At 73.7% G+C, this 16863-nt stretch carries 13 protein-coding genes; all 13 read right to left on the reverse strand.

Features of this window, described 5'->3' with window-relative positions; genetic code table 11:
* Window positions 1-47 precede the first annotated feature (47 nt).
* Entirely contained in the window at window positions 48-3899 is a 3852-nt protein-coding gene (cobT, locus tag OH807_RS10160; RefSeq protein ID WP_406196616.1) for a nicotinate-nucleotide--dimethylbenzimidazole phosphoribosyltransferase, read from the reverse strand.
* Window positions 3900-4477: 578 nt separating this feature from the next.
* The gene (gene cbiE, locus OH807_RS10165; protein WP_406196618.1) at window positions 4478-5740 is read right to left on the reverse strand and encodes a precorrin-6y C5,15-methyltransferase (decarboxylating) subunit CbiE; all 1263 of its coding nucleotides are present in this window, start codon (window positions 5738-5740) and stop codon (window positions 4478-4480) included.
* A 144-nt stretch (window positions 5741-5884) separates the two neighbouring features.
* On the reverse strand, window positions 5885-6520 hold the full coding sequence (locus OH807_RS10170) for a GNAT family N-acetyltransferase (RefSeq protein WP_406196621.1): 636 nt from the start codon (window positions 6518-6520) through the stop codon (window positions 5885-5887).
* Window positions 6521-6713: 193 nt separating this feature from the next.
* Entirely contained in the window at window positions 6714-7541 is an 828-nt protein-coding gene (locus tag OH807_RS10175; protein ID WP_406196624.1) for a MetQ/NlpA family ABC transporter substrate-binding protein, read from the reverse strand.
* Window positions 7542-7599: 58 nt separating this feature from the next.
* Window positions 7600-8346, reverse strand: coding sequence for a methionine ABC transporter permease (locus tag OH807_RS10180; RefSeq protein WP_406196627.1), 747 nt, complete (start codon window positions 8344-8346; stop codon window positions 7600-7602).
* On the reverse strand, window positions 8343-9383 hold the full coding sequence (locus OH807_RS10185; RefSeq protein WP_406196630.1) for a methionine ABC transporter ATP-binding protein: 1041 nt from the start codon (window positions 9381-9383) through the stop codon (window positions 8343-8345). Before OH807_RS10185 ends, OH807_RS10180 begins: the two co-directional genes overlap by 4 nt.
* A gap of 652 nt (window positions 9384-10035) precedes the next feature.
* Entirely contained in the window at window positions 10036-10539 is a 504-nt protein-coding gene (locus tag OH807_RS10190; protein WP_406196634.1) for a GNAT family N-acetyltransferase, read from the reverse strand.
* A 331-nt stretch (window positions 10540-10870) separates the two neighbouring features.
* The gene (locus OH807_RS10195; protein ID WP_406196637.1) at window positions 10871-11128 is read right to left on the reverse strand and encodes a hypothetical protein; all 258 of its coding nucleotides are present in this window, start codon (window positions 11126-11128) and stop codon (window positions 10871-10873) included.
* A gap of 107 nt (window positions 11129-11235) precedes the next feature.
* Entirely contained in the window at window positions 11236-12675 is a 1440-nt protein-coding gene (gene argH / locus OH807_RS10200) for an argininosuccinate lyase (RefSeq protein WP_406196640.1), read from the reverse strand.
* A gap of 136 nt (window positions 12676-12811) precedes the next feature.
* A complete protein-coding gene (locus OH807_RS10205) occupies window positions 12812-14005 on the reverse strand; it encodes an argininosuccinate synthase (RefSeq protein WP_406196642.1) in 1194 nt (397 codons plus the stop codon).
* Between the two features lie 159 nt (window positions 14006-14164).
* Window positions 14165-14713, reverse strand: a complete 549-nt coding sequence (locus OH807_RS10210; protein ID WP_406196644.1) for an arginine repressor — start codon at window positions 14711-14713, stop codon at window positions 14165-14167.
* Between the two features lie 17 nt (window positions 14714-14730).
* The gene (locus OH807_RS10215) at window positions 14731-15942 is read right to left on the reverse strand and encodes an acetylornithine transaminase (protein WP_406196646.1); all 1212 of its coding nucleotides are present in this window, start codon (window positions 15940-15942) and stop codon (window positions 14731-14733) included.
* On the reverse strand, window positions 15939-16814 hold the full coding sequence (argB, locus tag OH807_RS10220; protein WP_406210862.1) for an acetylglutamate kinase: 876 nt from the start codon (window positions 16812-16814) through the stop codon (window positions 15939-15941). Before argB ends, OH807_RS10215 begins: the two co-directional genes overlap by 4 nt.
* Between the last annotated feature and the right edge of the window lie 49 nt (window positions 16815-16863).

Here is a 16863-nt window from a genome sequence, read left to right on the forward strand (position 1 = left end):
GTGCCGGCGCGCCCTCGGGCCGGTACACGGAGCGGTGCGGGCGGGCGTCAGCCCTTCTCGGTGACCCCGGCGGAGTCGAACGTGGCTACATCGTGCATCGCGCGGGCCGCACTCTGCACCAGCGGGAGGGCCAGCAGTGCGCCGGTGCCCTCGCCGAGCCGCAGGTCGAGATCGATCAGCGGGCGCAGGCCGAGCTTGGCCAGCGCGGCCTGGTGGCCGGGCTCCGCCGAGCGGTGGCCGGCGATGCAGGCGGCCAGCACCTCGGGGGCGATCGCCTTGGCCGCCAGGGCGGCCGAGCCGGCGATGACACCGTCCAGGACGACCGGCGTGCGCAGCGACGCGGCGCCGAGCAGGAAGCCCGCGATGGCGGCGTGCTCCAGACCGCCGATGGCGGCCAGGACGCCGATCGGGTCGGCCGGGTCGGGCTGGTGCAGGGCCAGCGCGGCGCGGATCACCTCGATCTTGCGGGCGTGCGTCTCGTCGTCGATGCCGGTGCCGCGGCCGGTGACCTCGGCCGGGTCCAGGCCGGTGAAGACCGAGATCAGCGCGGCGGACGCGGTGGTGTTGGCGATGCCCATGTCGCCGGTGATCAGCGCCTTGTTGCCGGCGGCGACGAGGTCGCGGGCGGTCTCGATGCCGACCTCGACGGCCTTGAGCGCCTCCTCGCGGGTCATCGCCGGGCCCTGGGTCATGTCGCCGGTGCCCGGGCGGACCTTGCGCGGCAGCAGGCCGGTGGTGCGGCCCTGCTGGATGGCGTCGGGCAGCTCGGCGGCGACGCCGACGTCGACGACGCAGACCTCGGTGCCGATCTGCTTGGCGAAGGAGTTGATCACCGCTCCCCCGGCCAGGAAGTTCCCGACCATCTGGGCGGTGACCTCCTGCGGCCAGGGGCTGACGCCCTGGGCGTGCACACCGTGGTCGGCGGCGAAGATCGCCACGCAGGCCGGCTCGGGGATCGGCGGCGGGCACTTGCGGGAGAGACCGGACAGCTGGGCGGAGATGATCTCCAGCATGCCGAGCGAACCGGCCGGCTTGGTCATCCGCTTCTGGCGGTCCCAGGCCTCGCCCAGCGCCTTGGCGTCGAGCGGGCGGATGCCGCGCAGGGTGTCGGCGAGCAGGCTGTGCGGCTCCTCGCCGGGCAGCGCGCGGTTGCCGTACTGCTCCTCGTGGACGACCCAGGACAGCGGGCGCTTCTTCGCCCAGCCCTGCTGCTGGAGCTCGGGCTCGTCCGGGAAGGCGTCGACGTAGCCGACGCACAGGTACGCGACGACCTCCAGGTGCTCGGGCAGGCCGAGCTCGCGGACCATCTCGTCCTCGTCGAAGAAGCTCACCCAGCCGACGCCGAGGCCCTCGGCGCGGGCGGCCAGCCAGAGGTTCTCGACCGCCAGGGCGGCCGAGTACGGGGCCATCTGGGGCTGGGTGTGGCGGCCCAGGGTGTGCCGGCCGCCGCGGGTGCGGTCGGCCGTCACCACGATGTTGACGGGCGTCTCCAGGATCGCCTCGATCTTGATTTCCTTGAACTGCTTGGCCCGGCCCTTGGGCAGCGAGTCCGCATAGGCCTCGCGCTGGCGCTCGGCCAGCTCGTGCATCTTGCGGCGGGTCTTGGCCGAGCGGATCACCACGAAGTCCCACGGCTGGGAGTAGCCGACGCTGGGCGCGGTGTGCGCGGCCTCCAGGACGCGGATCAGCACCTCGTGCGGGATGGCGTCGGGACGGAAGCCGTTGCGGATGTCACGGCGCTCGCGGATCACCTGGTGGACGGCGTCGCGGCCGGCGTCGTCGTAACCGGGGGCGGCGGGGCCGCGCGGCTCGGCGGGCTCCTCGGGGGCGGGCTGCGCCGCGGCGGGAACCTCCGCGGCCTCCCCGGCCGGGGCGGGCTCGGGGGCCGCGTCCACGACCCCGGGGGCCTCGTCGGAGCGGGCCTCGTCGGCGGGGGCACCACCGGCAGGGGCGTCGGCGGGGGCGGCCTCGGCGGCCTGCTCCTGCGCGGCGGCGTCGGGCGCGACGACGGACTCGGCAGCGGACTCGGCAGCCGGCTCGGGGGTGGCCCCGGCCCCGGCGGCCGGGCCGGCCTGCTCGGCGGTGGTCTCCACGGGTGCCTCCTCCTCGGACGCGGCGCCCTCCGGAGCGACGGCGGCATGGTCGACGGTCTCGATGGCGGCGGTTTCGGCGGCGGGCTCGGCGCCGGTCGCGGTCGCAGCCTCGGCGGCCGCCTCGGGAGCCACCGCCCCGGCGGGCGCGGCCTCCTGCGGCTGCTCGGCTGCCGCCTCCGCGGGCACGGTCTCGGGTACGACGACGGCCTGTCCGGACGGCATCTCGCCGGTGCCGGCCGCCGTCTCGGCCGCCGCCACGGGCCGGCCCTCGGCCACGGCGCCGGCCTCGGCCGGTACCGCGTCCTGGGCCTGCTCGGCGGTCGGCTCCGCGGCCGACTCGGCGGACGGCGCCTCGGCCTGCCCGGCAACCGCTATGGGGGCGGGCTGCGGCGCCTCACCGTCGCCGACGGCGAGAGCCGGCCCGGTCGCCCCGACCTGCGGCAGGCCGTGCGGGGCGGGCGCGGCGAGGAAGGCGGAGATCCGGCGGGGCTGGGCGGCCTGCGGCCGGCCGGCGGGCGCGGCTGCCTCGGCCGGCTGCCCCGCCACGTCCTCGACGGACTCCGCGTCCTCAACGGGCTGCACGGACTCGGCCACCGGAACGGCCTCGACGGACGGGACGGTCTCCGTCGGCGCGACGGGCACGGCCTCGGCCGGCACCTCGGCCACCGGAACCCCGGCGGCAGCCGGCTCGGCCACGGCCTGCACGGCGGCCTGCTCGGGAACAACCTGCTCGGGGGCAACCTGCTCGGGGGCAACCTGCTCGGGAACAGCCTGCTCGGCGCCGACGGGCTCCGCCACGACGGTCCCGGGCTCGGCCGGGGCGGGGGCCGCCTCGACGACGGGCTCCGCCACCGGCGCGGCGACGGCCTGCTCGGCCGGCAGCGGCTCGACGGCCACCGCGGCCTCGACGGTCTGCGGCACCTCCTGGACCGGCTGGACGCCCTGGACCTGCTGCGGCACCGGCGGCACCTGGACGGGCACGGCGGCCTGCTGCTCCGGCCGTCCGACGACGACCGGGATCCCGTGGGCGGGCGTACCGCCCTGCGAGGGGCCGCGGTCGGCGAGCGAGCGCACCGGCACCTGGCCGGTCATCAGCGACGGGTCCGGGATCGGCGGGCCGGCGTGCAGCGGGCGGCGCGGCTGCTGAGCCGCCGTCAGCGACTCCTGGCCCGGCGTCTGGAGCGGCACGGCCTGGACCGGCCGGCCCTGGGCCTGCTGGAGCTGCGACTGGCCCGCGGCCTGCTGTCCGGACTGGTCGGCGCCGAGCACCGGCGGCTCCAGCGGCGGCCAGGACGGCTCGACCGGGGTGCCGGGCACGCCCTGCTGGTCCGCGCCGAGGGGCTCGCCCCAGGTGCCCTGCGGGCCGGGCATCAACAGGACGTCGTCCTCCTCGTCGAGCAGGTCGGGCTGGTCGTCCGGCTGGTCGAGGAAGTGGAAGGCCGGGCGGGGAGCACCCTGGTCGGCCGCCCACCCGTCACCGGGCAGCCCGGCCGCCGGTGCGACCGGGACGCCGTAGCCGGGGGCGCCGAGCGGCTGTCCCTGGCCGGGGAAGGCCTGCGGCGGCACCATGCCCGCGGCCGGCACCGCGCCGGGCACGCCGTTCCCCGGGATCGCGCCGTTCGGCATCGCGCCGTTCGGCATCGCGGGGTTCGGGATCACACCGCCGTCCGGCGTGCCGCCCGGTACGGGTGCGACGCCGTACACGGGTGCGACAACCGCGACGCCCTCCGGGCCGCCGAGCGGGCCGGGCCCGGCGAGCAGGTGCTCCGGCAGTCCCTCGTTCGGGACGTGGCCGCCATCGGTCATGTCAATGCTCCTTCCAGGCCGCTGCCGCGCCCTTGGCGACGCGATCACCGACCGCAGCGCCCATCCGCACGGGCCGGGCCTGCACCGACCCGCCCCTCAACCACACACGGCCGCCGCGCCCGAGGCGCTGCGGCCGAAGTCCTTCCGGCGCGCTGCGGCACCCCGACCCGCGCACCACCCACCGGGGGCGGCACGCCATGTGAAACAACGACAAGCCGGGGCAACCGGCACGATCGCACCGGACCCTACGGCATTCTCCAGGTCCGGCACGCGGCCCGTCGAATTGCCCACACTCCGAGCCGTACCGGGTTGCATCGCGTCAAAAAGGCGACAAACCGACCGGATCGGGCGGGCCTGCGGACGTCGCAGCCGTCCCGGACGCCACACTACCGGCCCGGCGGCGCCGCCTCTCGAATCGGTGTCCGGATGCGACCTGGATCACCGCCCGGCACTCGCGCCGCCGCCGGCGCGGTCCACCGGGGCCGCCCGCGCACGGGATCGACACCGGAGCACCAGGGGCTCCGGGCGGAACCCTCACCGGATGCACCACCGGGCTCACCGGCAGGGACACTTCGTCTTCACACGATCCGCTCACCCCAGAGCAGGAGCACGCCCGGCTCCCCCGCCCCGAGCCGCAGCCCGCCCGCCCCGGCCGGCTCCAGCGGGGCGGACTGCAGCAGTGCGCCGTCCGCCCGGTAGCCGGCCTCTCCGATCGCACGACGGATCTCCTCCGCCTCGGCGAAGGTCCGGGCGACGGCCACGAAGCGCTCCGGCCGGCGGGCCAGCACGGCGCGCACCACCGCCGTCCCACCGGCCTCGACGACGGCGGCGTCCGGCTCCGGCAGGCCGCCGAGCACCTCGGGGCCGATGCCGTGGACGGTCTCCACCTCGACGCCGTAGCGGCGGGCGTCGACGGCGAGCCGGGCGCAGGCGGCGCTGTCGGCCTCGATCGCGACGACGGCCGCACCGAAGCGGGCGGTCTCGACGGCGAGCGCGCCGTCGCCGGCCCCGACCGACCAGACCAGGTCCCCGTGGCGGGCACCCAGACGGGCCAGCACCAGGGCGCGCACGTGCGCGGGCAGCGGCTCCGGTGCGCCGGGCGCACCCTCCGTGCGCCCGGCGCCCACGGGGGCGCCGGCCGGGAGCACCCAGCCGCGGTCCGGGCCGGGGTAGCCGACCGGGCGGCCGGCCAGCCAGCCGGCGGCCTCGCCGGTCGCCCCGGGTTGCGGCGCACTGTTGTTCCCACCGATCACGAGCACCACGTTGGGGTCGCGCCAGATGTGGTCGGCGACCCGGTCGGAGGTGAGCACGGTGACGTCCTCGTCCGGGGTGCCGAGGGCCTCGCAGACCACGAAGGTGCGGTGCACCCCGCGCAGCATCAGGGCGAGTTCGCTGGGCCCGGCACCGGGCGCGGTGAGGACGGCGACCTTGGGGTGGGCCCGGCAGACGTTGGCCGCGCGGCGCAGCCGTCCGCCGTGCGCGCTGACCACCTGCGCGTCCTCCCAGGGCATGCCGGCCCGGGCGAACGCCACGGCGACCGAGGAGACGCCGGGCAGGACTTCGAGTTCGAGGCCGTACTCGGGCCGGCGCAGGGTGCGGACGACGCCGAAGAAGCCCGGGTCGCCCTCGGCGACCACGACGGCGGCGCCGCGGTGTTCGGCGATCCGGCGGGCGGCGAGCCGGACGTTGCCGAGTGCGAGCCGTTCGGCGCCGGGGGGCACCGCGAGGGCGTTGAGCTGGTAGGGGGCGCCGGCCACCAGGGTGGCCGCCGCGAGGGCCGCGCCGGCGGCCTCGGTCAGCGGTGTGCCGTCCCACCCGATGACCGTGATCCGGTCAGCCATCTGCGGCCGTTCTCCCTCGCCTCGGTGCGCCGACATGCTGCGCCCGCGTTCGGCGCCGGTCCAGAGGCTACCGGGTGCGATCCCCCCGGCGCCGACATCTCGCACACCTGTCCGCCCCGCGGGGGCCACCGGCCCGGCGGGGGGTCAGTCCCGGAGCACGTACCGGTGGTCGCCGGGCCAGCCGGCCTCGTCGTCCGCCGGGCTCTCCAGGTCCTCCGGCAGCAGGCTCCACAGGATCAGGTCGCTGCGGCTCTCCTCCGTCACCTCGCCGGACTCGCCGCGCACTATCCAGGCGCTGCGCAGCACTCCTTCGCTGATGCCGCCGATCTTCTGGGCGACCTGCTGGGCGGCGGTGTTGCCGGCCGCGGTGCGCATCTCCAGGCGCAGAAAGCCGCGGTCCTCGAAGAGCCACTGGGCGACGCCGAGGACGGCCTCGGGGGCGTAGCCCTCGCCGCGGGCCCAGGAGGCGGTGACGTAGGCGATCTCGGTGGAGCGCAGCCGCCACTCGGTGTTGCGCAGTTCGACCAGGCCGACGAGGCGCTGGGTGAGGTGTTCGGTGACGGCGAAGACGATGCCGCGGCCGGCCGCGCGGTGGCCGGGCGCGAGGGTGCGGGCGAGCTCGGCGGCGTAGCCCTCGGTGAAGGGGTGCGGGAGGTCGGTCCAGGCCAGCACGAGCTCGTCGGCCATCATGTCGGCGAGGCCGGGGGCGTCGTCCTCCGCAAGGGGGCGCAGCAGCAGCCGTTCGGTGCTGATGGCGGTCTCGGGGAAGCTCGCTGCCATGCCGTCTCTCCTCGCCGGGTCGTGGACACACCGTACGCCTCGCCGGTGCCCCCGGTGTCACGCGGTGCGCGGACCGGACGACGGTACGTCAGAACCCGGTCTGCCAGGGAGTCACTGGTGCATACTGCCCGACCGGGCCCCCGCCGGAATGCGGCGGGGGCCCGGTCGGGGGCGTGCGTGGTGCGGCGGCGGATCAGAACGCCGGGATGACGGAACCCTTGAAGTTGTCCTCGATGTACTTCTTCACCTCGGGCGAGTGGAGCAGCTCGGCGAGCTTCTTGACCCGCGGGTCGTTCTCCTTGCCCTGCTTGACGGCGAGGATGTTGGCGTACGGGTTGCCCTCGGCCTTCTCCAGGACCAGCGAGTCGCCGTTGGGCTTGAGGCCGGAGTCGAGGGCGTAGTTGCCGTTGATGACCGCGGCGTCGAGGTCGTCGATGGAGCGGGGCAGCTGGGCGGCCTCCAGCTCCTTCCACTTGAGGTTCTTCGGGTTGGCCGTGACGTCGGCGGGGGTGGCGGCGGTGCCGACGCCGGCCTTGAGGGTGATCAGGTTGTTGTCGGCGAGCAGCTTGAGCGCGCGGCCCTCGTTGGTGGCGTCGTTGGGCAGGCCGACGGTGGCGCCGTCCTTGAGTTCGCCGATGGCCTTGATCTTCTTCGAGTACACGCCCAGCGGCTCCAGGTGGACCGGCTCGACCGAGACGATCTGGGTGCCGTGCTTCTTGTTGAAGTCCTCCAGGTACGGGACGTGCTGGAAGTAGTTGGCGTCGGCCGAGCCGTCCTGCACCGCGGTGTTGGGGGTCACGTAGTCGGTGACCTCCTTGATGGTGAGCTTGAGGCCGGCCTTGTCGGCAAGGTTGTCCTTGACGAACTTGAGGATCTGGCCGTGCGGGGTGGGGCTGGCGACGACGGTCAGCGCGGCGTTCGGGTCGGAGGACCCGGACGAGCCGGAGCTGCCGCAGGCGGCCAGCGACAGGGCGATGCCGGCGGTGGCGAGGACGCTGGTGAACTTCAGGGCGTTGCGCACGAAAAGTGCCTTTCTGCGTGATACGGGGAGCCGGGTCCAGGTGCGGACGCCGGGAGGTCTAGGGGGCGACGAGGTCCTCGTCGGGGGTGGCCGGGGCGGCGGGGCGGCCGCCGCGCGGGCCGAGCAGGCGGGTCCGGCCGCCACTGCGTCCGCGGTTGCCCAGGCGGTTCACGGCGTAGTCGCCGAGCAGCTGCACGATGGTCACGATGATCACCAGCTCCGCGACGATGATCCACATGAAGGCGGTCTCGAAGCGGAAGTAGCCGTAGGTGATGGCGAGGTTGCCGAGGCCGCCGCCGCCGACCACGCCGGCCATCGCGGAGTAGCTGATCAGCGTGATGATCGTGGTGGTGACCGAGGCGGCGAGGGCGGGCAGCGCCTCGGGCAGCAGGGCCTTGCGGACGATCGTCCAGGTGGAGGCGCCCATGGCCTGGAGCGCCTCGACCAGGCCGCGGTCGACCTCGCGGACGGAGGTCTCGACCAGGCGGGCGAAGAACGGGATCGCGCCGATGGTGAGCGGCACGGTCGCGGCCTCCCAGCCGATGGAGGTGCCGACCAGCCAGCGGGTGAAGGAGATCAGGGCGATCATCAGGATGATGAACGGCACCGAGCGGGCGATGTTCACCACGACGCCGAGCACCTTGTTGACCGGCCGGTTCTGCAGCAGTCCGCCCTTGTCGGTGAGGACGAGCAGGACGCCCAGCGGCAGGCCGAACAGGATGGTGCCGACGGTGGCGACGCCGACCATCTGGAGCGTCTCCCAGGTGGCGGGCCACATCAGTTCCTGCATCTGGTCCCAGGTCATGCGACCGCTCCGTTCGCCGTGCCGAACCCGTCCGCGGTGATCACGTCCACCTGGAGGCCCTGCTCGCGCAGGAAGCCGATCGGCACCACGTTGTCCGTGCGGCTGCCGGGCAGTTCGACCCGCATCCGGCCGACCATCCGGCCCGCGATGGTCTCGACCGCGGCACCGAGGATGTTGATGTCGATCTGGTAGGTGCGGGCGAGCTGGGAGACGAACGGCTGGGCGGAGGTGTCGCCCTGGAAGGTGATCTCCAGGACGGTGCCGCCGGGGTGACCGGTGCCGAACTCGCTGAGCGGGAAGAGCTCGCGGGCGAGCTCGGAGCCGGGCTCGGCGAGCAGGTCGGTCAGCGAGCCGGACTCGACCACCCGGCCGCCGCGCATCAGGGCGGCGGAGTCGCAGACGGACTTGATGACGTCCATCTCGTGGGTGATCAGCAGGACGGTGAGGCCGAGCTGCTGGTTGAGGTCGCGGAGCAGCTTGAGGATGGAGCGGGTGGTCTCGGGGTCGAGCGCCGAGGTGGCCTCGTCGGAGAGCAGCACCTTGGGGTCGCCGGCCAGGGCGCGGGCGATGCCGACGCGCTGCTTCTGGCCGCCGGAGAGCTGGCCGGGGTAGCTGCGGGCCTTGTCGGAGAGGCCGACCAGGTCGAGCAGTTCGGCGGCCTTGCGGCGGCGCTCGGTGCGGTCCAGGCCGGTGATCTCCAGCGGGAGCTCGACGTTCTGCTGGACGGTGCGCGAGGACAGCAGGTTGAAGTGCTGGAAGACCATGCCGATCCGCCGGCGGGCCTCGCGCAGCTCCTTGCCGGCCCGGTTCTCGCCGCCGGCGAGCGCGGTGAGCTCGACGCCGTCCACGGTGACCGTGCCGGAGCTGGGACGCTCCAGCATGTTGACGCAGCGGATGAGGGTGGACTTGCCGGCACCGCTGGTGCCGACGACTCCGTAGACCTCGCCCGGGCGGACGTGCAGGTCGACGCCGGCGAGGGCGGTCACCTCTCGGCCGCGGGATCGGTAGACCTTCGTGAGGTCCGTGGTGGTGATCACAGCTGCTTCCGTGGGTCGGGGGCGGACGGCGTGCGGCTGCCGGACCGGGTTGCGGTCGGCGACGTGGACGGCATCACGCCAGGGGGATCCGGACCTGCCACCCCTTGATCGTCCCCGGTCGGCGAGCGGGCCGCGCGACGGCGTGGCCCTTACGAGTCACCGGGGAGGCCCACCCGCCCGTGGGTGGGCAGGCGGATGGAAGGGGGCTTGCTCGGGGGCAGGCGGGGCGCGCTCGCTCCGTCGGGAGCGGCCCGGTCTCGCTTCGGGGCGCGAGGTGGGTGTACTCCCGGGCGGAGCCCGGGAGCGGGGACGGTGGCCCTCAGCGCCGACACATTCGACGACACATGGCACGCTCACCTGCCGGCAGTGTGCCGGTGGGGGTCCAGTTCGTCGTCGCAGTCATGAGAGCCAGTAAATCAGATCGACCGATTTCGTCCCAATTATTTGGATCCGCCGTCCGCAATGCGGACACGCACGGTCGCCACCTGCGGCGATACGGCTCGGCGCCGCCACCGGACGGTCCGGATGGTGGCGGCGCCGGTGAGGACGGCGGTGACGGCAGGGCCGGTGGTGACGGCGCGGCCGGTGGTGACGGGGGGAATCGGGTGACGGGGGGAATCGGGCGGCGGCGGGGATCAGGCAGTGGCGGGGATCAGGCGGTGGCGGCCAGCTCGACCGCGACGGGCTTCTCCAGGTGCACCAGGCTCAGCCGGCCGTTGACCTGTTCGACGGCGGTCTGGCGGTAGCCCTGGCGGGCGTAGAGGCGCAGGTTGCCGAGGCTGCGGTGGCCGGTGAAGAGGCGGTAGGCGCTCAGCGGGTGACCGGTCTCGGCGAGGCGCCGCTCCAGCGCGTCCAGCAGGCGGCCGCCGAGGCCGTGCCGCTGCATCCGGGGGTGGACGACCAGACGCCCTATCCGGGCGATGCCGTCGTGGTCGACCCGGCCCCGCACCGTACCGACCACCTCGTCACCGAGGCGGGCGACCAGGAAGTGCTGCTCGGTCAGTTCGCCCCGCAGGCTCTCCAGGGTCTGCGTCAGCGGCTCCAGGTTCCAGTCGCCGTAGAGCTCGGCCTCGCTCTGGTAGCCGAGGTACTGGAGCTTGAGGATCTGCTCCGCGTCCTCGGCGTCCGCCGCCGAGATGGTCACGCTCATGCCCATGCGAGGGGCCTCCCCATCGTCGTGCCCGGCGCGCAAACGTGAGGGTGCCGCACCGGATGCCCTGCCGGAGATGTCCCGGCCGGGGATCTGCCCTGACCGGGGGTGGCGCACGAACGTACCAGCCGCGGGGCCCGGGTGGGGCCCGCGACATCGGCGGCACGCTCACGCTCGGCGTGCAAGCGCTCGCTCGGCCGTCAGGAGCTACGTTCGCCAGCGCTCTACCCGCGGGTCAGCTGCTCTCAACCTCCCGGCCGCCGGACGTGGCCGAGGTCACGTCCGGCGGGCCGGCGGGAGGGGCGGCGGGATGAAACGACAGGAGGTCCGGCGGGGCTCAGGCGTAGCGCTCGGCGTGCAGGACGGCCCGGAGGCAGGCGAGGCACCGCGAGCGGGTGGGCCCGATCGAGCCGCGGGGCATGCCGAGGCGCTCGGACAGCTCGCGGTAGGTGGGCGGTGGGTCCTCGGCGAGGGCCGAGACCAGCTGGGGGCAGCGGCCGGGCAGGGCGGCCACGGCCTCCCGGACCAGGCGGCGCCGGAACGCGGCGAAGACCTCGTCCTCGGCGGAGGGGACGGGCGGAAGGTCGGTGCACATACCGTGCTTGACCGGCCGTCGGCGGGCCCGGTTACGGCCGGCCGGGCGCGTCCACGCGAAAGGGGCGCGGCGGTCGCCCGCCGCGCCCCTCCGGTCGGCCCCGGGCGTCAGCCCTGGACCCACTCCTCCTGCTGCGCCAGATCGGCCTTCACCTCGGCGAGCTGGACGGCCACCGCCGAGGGGGCGGTGCCGCCGCGGCCGCTGCGCGAGGCGATCGCGCCGTGCACGCTGAGCACCGAGCGCACCTCGGGCGTCAGGTGCCCGGAGATCGCGGCGAACTGCTCGTCCGTCAGGTCGGACAGCTCGATGCCCTGCTTCTCGCAGACCTTGACGCAGGCGCCGGCCACCTCGTGCGCGACGCGGAACGGCACGCCCTGCTTGACCAGCCACTCGGCGATGTCGGTGGCGAGCGAGAAGCCGGCCGGGGCCAGCTCCTCCAGCCGGTCCCGGTGCACGGTGAGGGTGGCCATCATGCCGGTGAACGCCGGGAGCAGCACCTCCAGCGTGTCGCAGGAGTCGAAGACCGGCTCCTTGTCCTCCTGGAGGTCCCGGTTGTAGGCGAGCGGCAGGGCCTTGAGGGTCGCCAGCAGACCGGTCAGGTTGCCGATCAGGCGGCCGGACTTGCCGCGGGCCAGCTCGGCGATGTCCGGGTTCTTCTTCTGCGGCATGATCGAGGAGCCGGTGGAGAAGGCGTCGTGCAGCGTGATGAAGCCGAACTCCTTGGTGTTCCAGATGATCACCTCCTCCGCGATCCGGGAGAGGTTGATCCCGATCATCGCGGTGACGAAGGCGAACTCGGCGACGAAGTCGCGCGAGGCCGTGCCGTCGATGGAGTTGCCGACGGAGCCGCGCTCGAAGCCGAGGTCCGCGGCGACCGCCTGCGGGTCGAGGCCGAGCGAGGAGCCGGCCAGCGCGCCGGAGCCGTACGGCGAGACGGCGGTGCGGGTGTCCCACTGGCGCAGCCGCTCGGCGTCCCGGCCGAGGGCCTGCACGTGCGCGAGGACGTGGTGGGCGAAGAGCACGGGCTGGGCGTGCTGGAGGTGGGTGCGGCCCGGCATGGCGGTGTTCGGGTGCTCCTCGGCCAGACCGACCAGGGCGTGCTGGAGGTCGAGGATCAGACCGCCGATGATCTTCGCGTGGTCCCGCAGGTACATCCGGAACAGCGTGGCGATCTGGTCGTTGCGGGAGCGGCCGGCCCGCAGCTTGCCGCCGAGGTCGGCGCCGAGCCGCTCCAGCAGGCCGCGCTCCAGGGCGGTGTGGACGTCCTCGTCGGCGACGGTGCCGGTGAAGGTGCCGGCCTCGACGTCGGTGAGCAGCAGGCCGAGGCCGGCGAGCATGGCGTCGAGCTCGGTGTCGCTGAGCAGGCCGGCCTTGTGCAGCACCCGGGCGTGGGCCTTGGAGCCTGCGATGTCGTACGGCGCGAGGCGCCAGTCGAAGTGCACCGAGGCGGAGAGCCTGGCCAGCGCCTCGGACGGGCCGTCGGCGAAGCGCGCACCCCAGAGTCGCACCTCAGGGCCGGTACTGGCGGCGTTCTGGTCGGCAGGCATCGCTCGGGCTCCTTGCGCGGGTTCACGGGTGCTGCGAATTCACGGGTGCTGCGGGCTGCAGGCGTTGCAGGTGCTGCAGGGGGTGGCCCGGCCGCGCCGGGGGGCGGGTGGCGCGGCCGGGCCGGGGAGGGGTGGCTCAGGCCAGGTCGCGGCGGGCGGCGAGCTTCGAGGACATGCCGAAGATCTCGATGAAGCCCTTGGACATCGACTGGTCGAAGGTGTCGCCGGTGTCGTAGGTGGCGAGGTTGAAGTCGTACAGCGACTGGTCCGACTTGCGGCCGTTGACGACGGCCCGGCCGCCGTGCAGGACCATCCGGATCTCGCCGGAGACGTGCTGGTTGGCCTCGTTGACGAAGCCGTCCAGGGCCCGCTTGAGCGGGGAGAACCAGAGGCCGTCGTAGACCAGCTCGGCCCAGCGCTGCTCGACCTGCCGCTTGTAGCGGGCCAGCTCGCGCTCGACGGTGACGTTCTCCAGGGCCTGGTGGGCGGTGATCAGTGCGATCGCGCCGGGGGCCTCGTAGATCTCCCGGGACTTGATGCCGACCAGCCGGTCCTCGACCATGTCGAGGCGGCCGATGCCCTGGGCGCCGGCCCGCTTGTTCAGCTCCTCGATGGCCTGCAGGACGGTGACCTTGCGGCCGTCGATGGCGACCGGGACACCGGCGTCGAAGGTGATGACCACCTCGTCGGCCTCGCGCTCGACCGCCGGGTTCTGGGTGTACTCGTAGACGTCCTCGATCGGCGCGTTCCAGATGTCCTCCAGGAAGCCGGTCTCGACGGCCCGCCCGAAGACGTTCTGGTCGATCGAGTACGGGGACTTCTTGGTGGTCGCGATCGGCAGGCCCTTGGCCTCGGCGAAGGCGATCGCCTTGTCCCGGGTCATCGCGTAGTCGCGGACCGGGGCGATGCACTTGAGGCCCGGGGCGAGGGAGTTGATGCCCACCTCGAAGCGGACCTGGTCGTTGCCCTTGCCGGTGCAGCCGTGGGCGACGGTGGTGGCGCCGTGCTTCTGCGCGGCGGCGACCAGGTGCTTGACGATGGTCGGCCGGGAGAGGGCGGACACCAGCGGGTACTGGCCCTGGTACAGGGCGTTGGCCTTGATGGCCGGGAGGCAGTACTCGTCGGCGAACTCGTCGCGGGCGTCCGCGACCTCGGCCTCGACGGCGCCGCAGTCCAGCGCCCGCCGGCGGATGACCTCCAGGTCCTCGCCGCCCTGGCCGACGTCGACGGCGACGGCGATCACCTCGGCGCCCGTCTCCTCGGCGATCCAGCCGATGCAGACGGACGTGTCCAGACCGCCCGAGTAGGCGAGTACGACGCGCTCGGTCACGGCTTTCTCCTTCACAACTGTACGAACAGGCTTACGGCGATAGGCATAAGTATGCACTACTCCGTATGAAACTCAAAACCCTGGGCGGGACACGCGGCAGGGCCTGGTGCAGAACGGACCGTGGGCCCGGATCACCGGGCCCACGGGAGGGGGTCGTGCCTACTGCGCCTTGGCCTGCGCGAGTTGCATCAGGTGGTCGGCGAGTGCCTGGCCGCCCGCCGGATCACGGCTGATCAGCAGGACGGTGTCGTCACCGGCGATGGTGCCGATGATCTCGAAGACCTCGGCCTGGTCGATCGCGGAGGCGAGGAACTGCGCGGCGCCCGGCGGGGTGCGGAGCACCACGAGGTTGCCGGAGGCGGTGGCGGAGACCATGAGTTCGCCGGCCAGCCGGGCCATCCGCCCCTCGCTGGCCGACTCCCCCATCGGTGCGCGCGGCGTGCGGTCGCCGCCCTCGGCCGGGACGGCGTAGATGAGCGCGCCGTCCCGGTTGCGGATCTTCACCGCTCCCAGCTCGTCCAGGTCCCGGGAGAGGGTGGCCTGGGTGACCACCAGCCCGTCGTCGGCGAGCAGCTTGGCGAGCTGGCTCTGCGAGCGCACGGGCTGGCGGGTGAGCAGGTCCACGATCCGCCGGTGGCGCGCGGTGCGGGTCTGCGGCACCTGCGACGTCGGTCCGGCGGCGGACTGGCCGGGGCTGGGAACGGTCATGTGATTATTCTCCCGGACTACGCTCGGTCCGCATCGGCCGGGGCGTTCTCGCGCACCGTCCGGAGGATCCCCGGCAGCGCGGCCAGGAAGGCGTCCGCCTCCTGCTCGGTGAGCACCAGCGGCGGCGCGAGCCGGACGGCGTCCGGGACGGCGGCGTTCACCAGGAAGCCCGCCTCCTGCGCGGCGGCCTGCACCTGCGCGGCCACCGGCTCGGTGAGCACGATGCCGAGCAGCAGCCCGGCCCCGCGCACGTGCGAGACCAGCGGGTCGCCGATCGCCTCGACCCCCTGCCGCAACCGCTCGCCGGTCTTGCGCACGTGCTCCAGCAGGCCCTCGGACTCGATGGTGTCGAGCACCGCGAGCGCGGCGGCCGCGACCACCGGATTGCCGCCGAAGGTGGTGCCGTGCTGGCCCGGGGTGAGCAGTGCGGCCACCGGCCCGAAGGCCAGCACGGCACCGATCGGCAGGCCGCCGCCGAGCCCCTTGGCCAGGGTGACGACGTCCGGCTCGATGCCCTCGTACGCCTGGTGGGCGAACCAGTGGCCGGTGCGGCCGATGCCGGTCTGGATCTCGTCCAGGATCAGCAGCGTGCCGGTGGCCCGGGTGATCGCGCGGGCGGCGGCCAGGTAGCCGTCCGGCAGCGGGATCGCGCCGTTCTCGCCCTGGACGGGCTCCAGGAAGACGGCCGCGGTGTCGGTGGTGACGGCCGCGCGCAGCGCCTCGACGTCACCGAACGGGACGTGCGTGACGTCGCCGGGCAGCGGCAGGAACGGCGCCTGCTTGGCGGGCTGGCCGGTGAGCGCGAGGGCGCCCATCGTCCGGCCGTGGAAACCGCCCTGGAGCGCGACCAGATGGGTGCGGCCGGTCCGCCGGCTGATCTTGAACGCGGCCTCGTTGGCCTCGGCACCGGAGTTGCAGAAGAAGACCCGGCCGTCGGCCCGGCCGTCGAGCTGCACGAGCCGCTCGGCGAGGGCGATGGTCGGCTCGGCCATGAAGAGGTTGGAGACGTGGCCGAGGGTGGAGATCTGCCGGGTGACGGCCTCGACGACCGCCGGGTGGGCGGTGCCGAGGACGTTGACGGCGATGCCGCCGAGCAGGTCGGTGTACTCCTTGCCGTCGGCGTCCCAGAGCTTGGCGCCCTCGCCGCGGACCAGCGGGATCCGCGGGGTGCCGTAGTTGTCGGTGAAGGAGTGCCGGTACCGCTCGGTGAGTTGCTCGTTGGAAGTCATGCCAGTCCCCCGGTCACGGTCGCTTCGTCGTCCGGCACGACCATCGTGCCGATGCCCTCGTCGGTGAAGATCTCCAGCAGCAGGCTGTGCTGGACCCGCCCGTCCAGCACGCGGGCGGTGCCCACGCCGGAACGGACGGCGCGCAGGCAGCCCTCCATCTTCGGGAGCATGCCGCTGGCCAGGCCGGGCAGCAGCTCCTCCAGCTCGGTCGCGCTGAGCTGGCTGATCACGTCGTCGGAGTCCGGCCAGTCCTTGTAGAGGCCCTCGACGTCGGTGAGGACGACGAGCATCTCGGCGCCCAGCGCGACCGCCAGGGCGGCGGCGGCGGTGTCGGCGTTGATGTTGTAGACGTGGCCGTCGGTGCCGCGGGCGATCGAGGAGATCACCGGGATGCGGCCGTCGGCGATGAGCGCCTTCACCGCACCCGCCTCGATGTTGACGATGTCGCCCACCAGGCCGATGTCGACCTGCTCGCCGTCCACCACCGCGTACCGCTTCACCGCGGTCATGGTGTGCGCGTCCTCGCCGGTCATGCCGACCGCGAACGGGCCGTGGCCGTTGAGCAGCCCGACCAGCTCGCGCTGGACCTGGCCGGACAGCACCATCCGGACCACGTCCATGGTCTCGGGGGTGGTGACCCGCAGGCCGTTGGTGAAGGAGGACTCCAGGCCGAGCTTCTCCAGCTGGGCGCTGATCTGCGGGCCGCCGCCGTGCACCACGACGGGGTGCAGACCGGCGTAGCGCAGGAAGACCACGTCCTGGGCGAAGGCCGCCTTGAGGCTCTCGTCCACCATGGCATTGCCGCCGAACTTGATCACGACGGTCTTGCCGTGGAAGCGCTCCAGCCAGGGCAGCGCCTCGATCAGTGTCATGGCCTTGGGCAACGCGGTGTTGTTGCGGGCCTGTTCGCCCTTGGGTGCG

Source organism: Kitasatospora sp. NBC_01560 (assembly GCF_045208415.1).
GTDB lineage: Bacteria > Actinomycetota > Actinomycetes > Streptomycetales > Streptomycetaceae > Kitasatospora.

What these genes read in the sequence shown, in the direction of transcription:
- cobT (WP_406196616.1), bottom strand. Translation starts at nt 3,899, where the DNA reads ATGACCGATGGCGGCCACGTCCCGAACGAGGGACTGCCGGAGCACCTG.
- cbiE (WP_406196618.1), bottom strand. Translation starts at nt 5,740, where the DNA reads ATGGCTGACCGGATCACGGTCATCGGGTGGGACGGCACACCGCTGACC.
- OH807_RS10170 (WP_406196621.1), bottom strand. Translation starts at nt 6,520, where the DNA reads ATGGCAGCGAGCTTCCCCGAGACCGCCATCAGCACCGAACGGCTGCTG.
- OH807_RS10180 (WP_406196627.1), bottom strand. Translation starts at nt 8,346, where the DNA reads ATGACCTGGGACCAGATGCAGGAACTGATGTGGCCCGCCACCTGGGAG.
- OH807_RS10190 (WP_406196634.1), bottom strand. Translation starts at nt 10,539, where the DNA reads ATGGGCATGAGCGTGACCATCTCGGCGGCGGACGCCGAGGACGCGGAG.
- OH807_RS10195 (WP_406196637.1), bottom strand. Translation starts at nt 11,128, where the DNA reads ATGTGCACCGACCTTCCGCCCGTCCCCTCCGCCGAGGACGAGGTCTTC.
- argH (WP_406196640.1), bottom strand. Translation starts at nt 12,675, where the DNA reads ATGCCTGCCGACCAGAACGCCGCCAGTACCGGCCCTGAGGTGCGACTC.
- OH807_RS10210 (WP_406196644.1), bottom strand. Translation starts at nt 14,713, where the DNA reads ATGACCGTTCCCAGCCCCGGCCAGTCCGCCGCCGGACCGACGTCGCAG.
- OH807_RS10215 (WP_406196646.1), bottom strand. Translation starts at nt 15,942, where the DNA reads ATGACTTCCAACGAGCAACTCACCGAGCGGTACCGGCACTCCTTCACC.
- argB (WP_406210862.1), bottom strand. Translation starts at nt 16,814, where the DNA reads ATGACACTGATCGAGGCGCTGCCCTGGCTGGAGCGCTTCCACGGCAAG.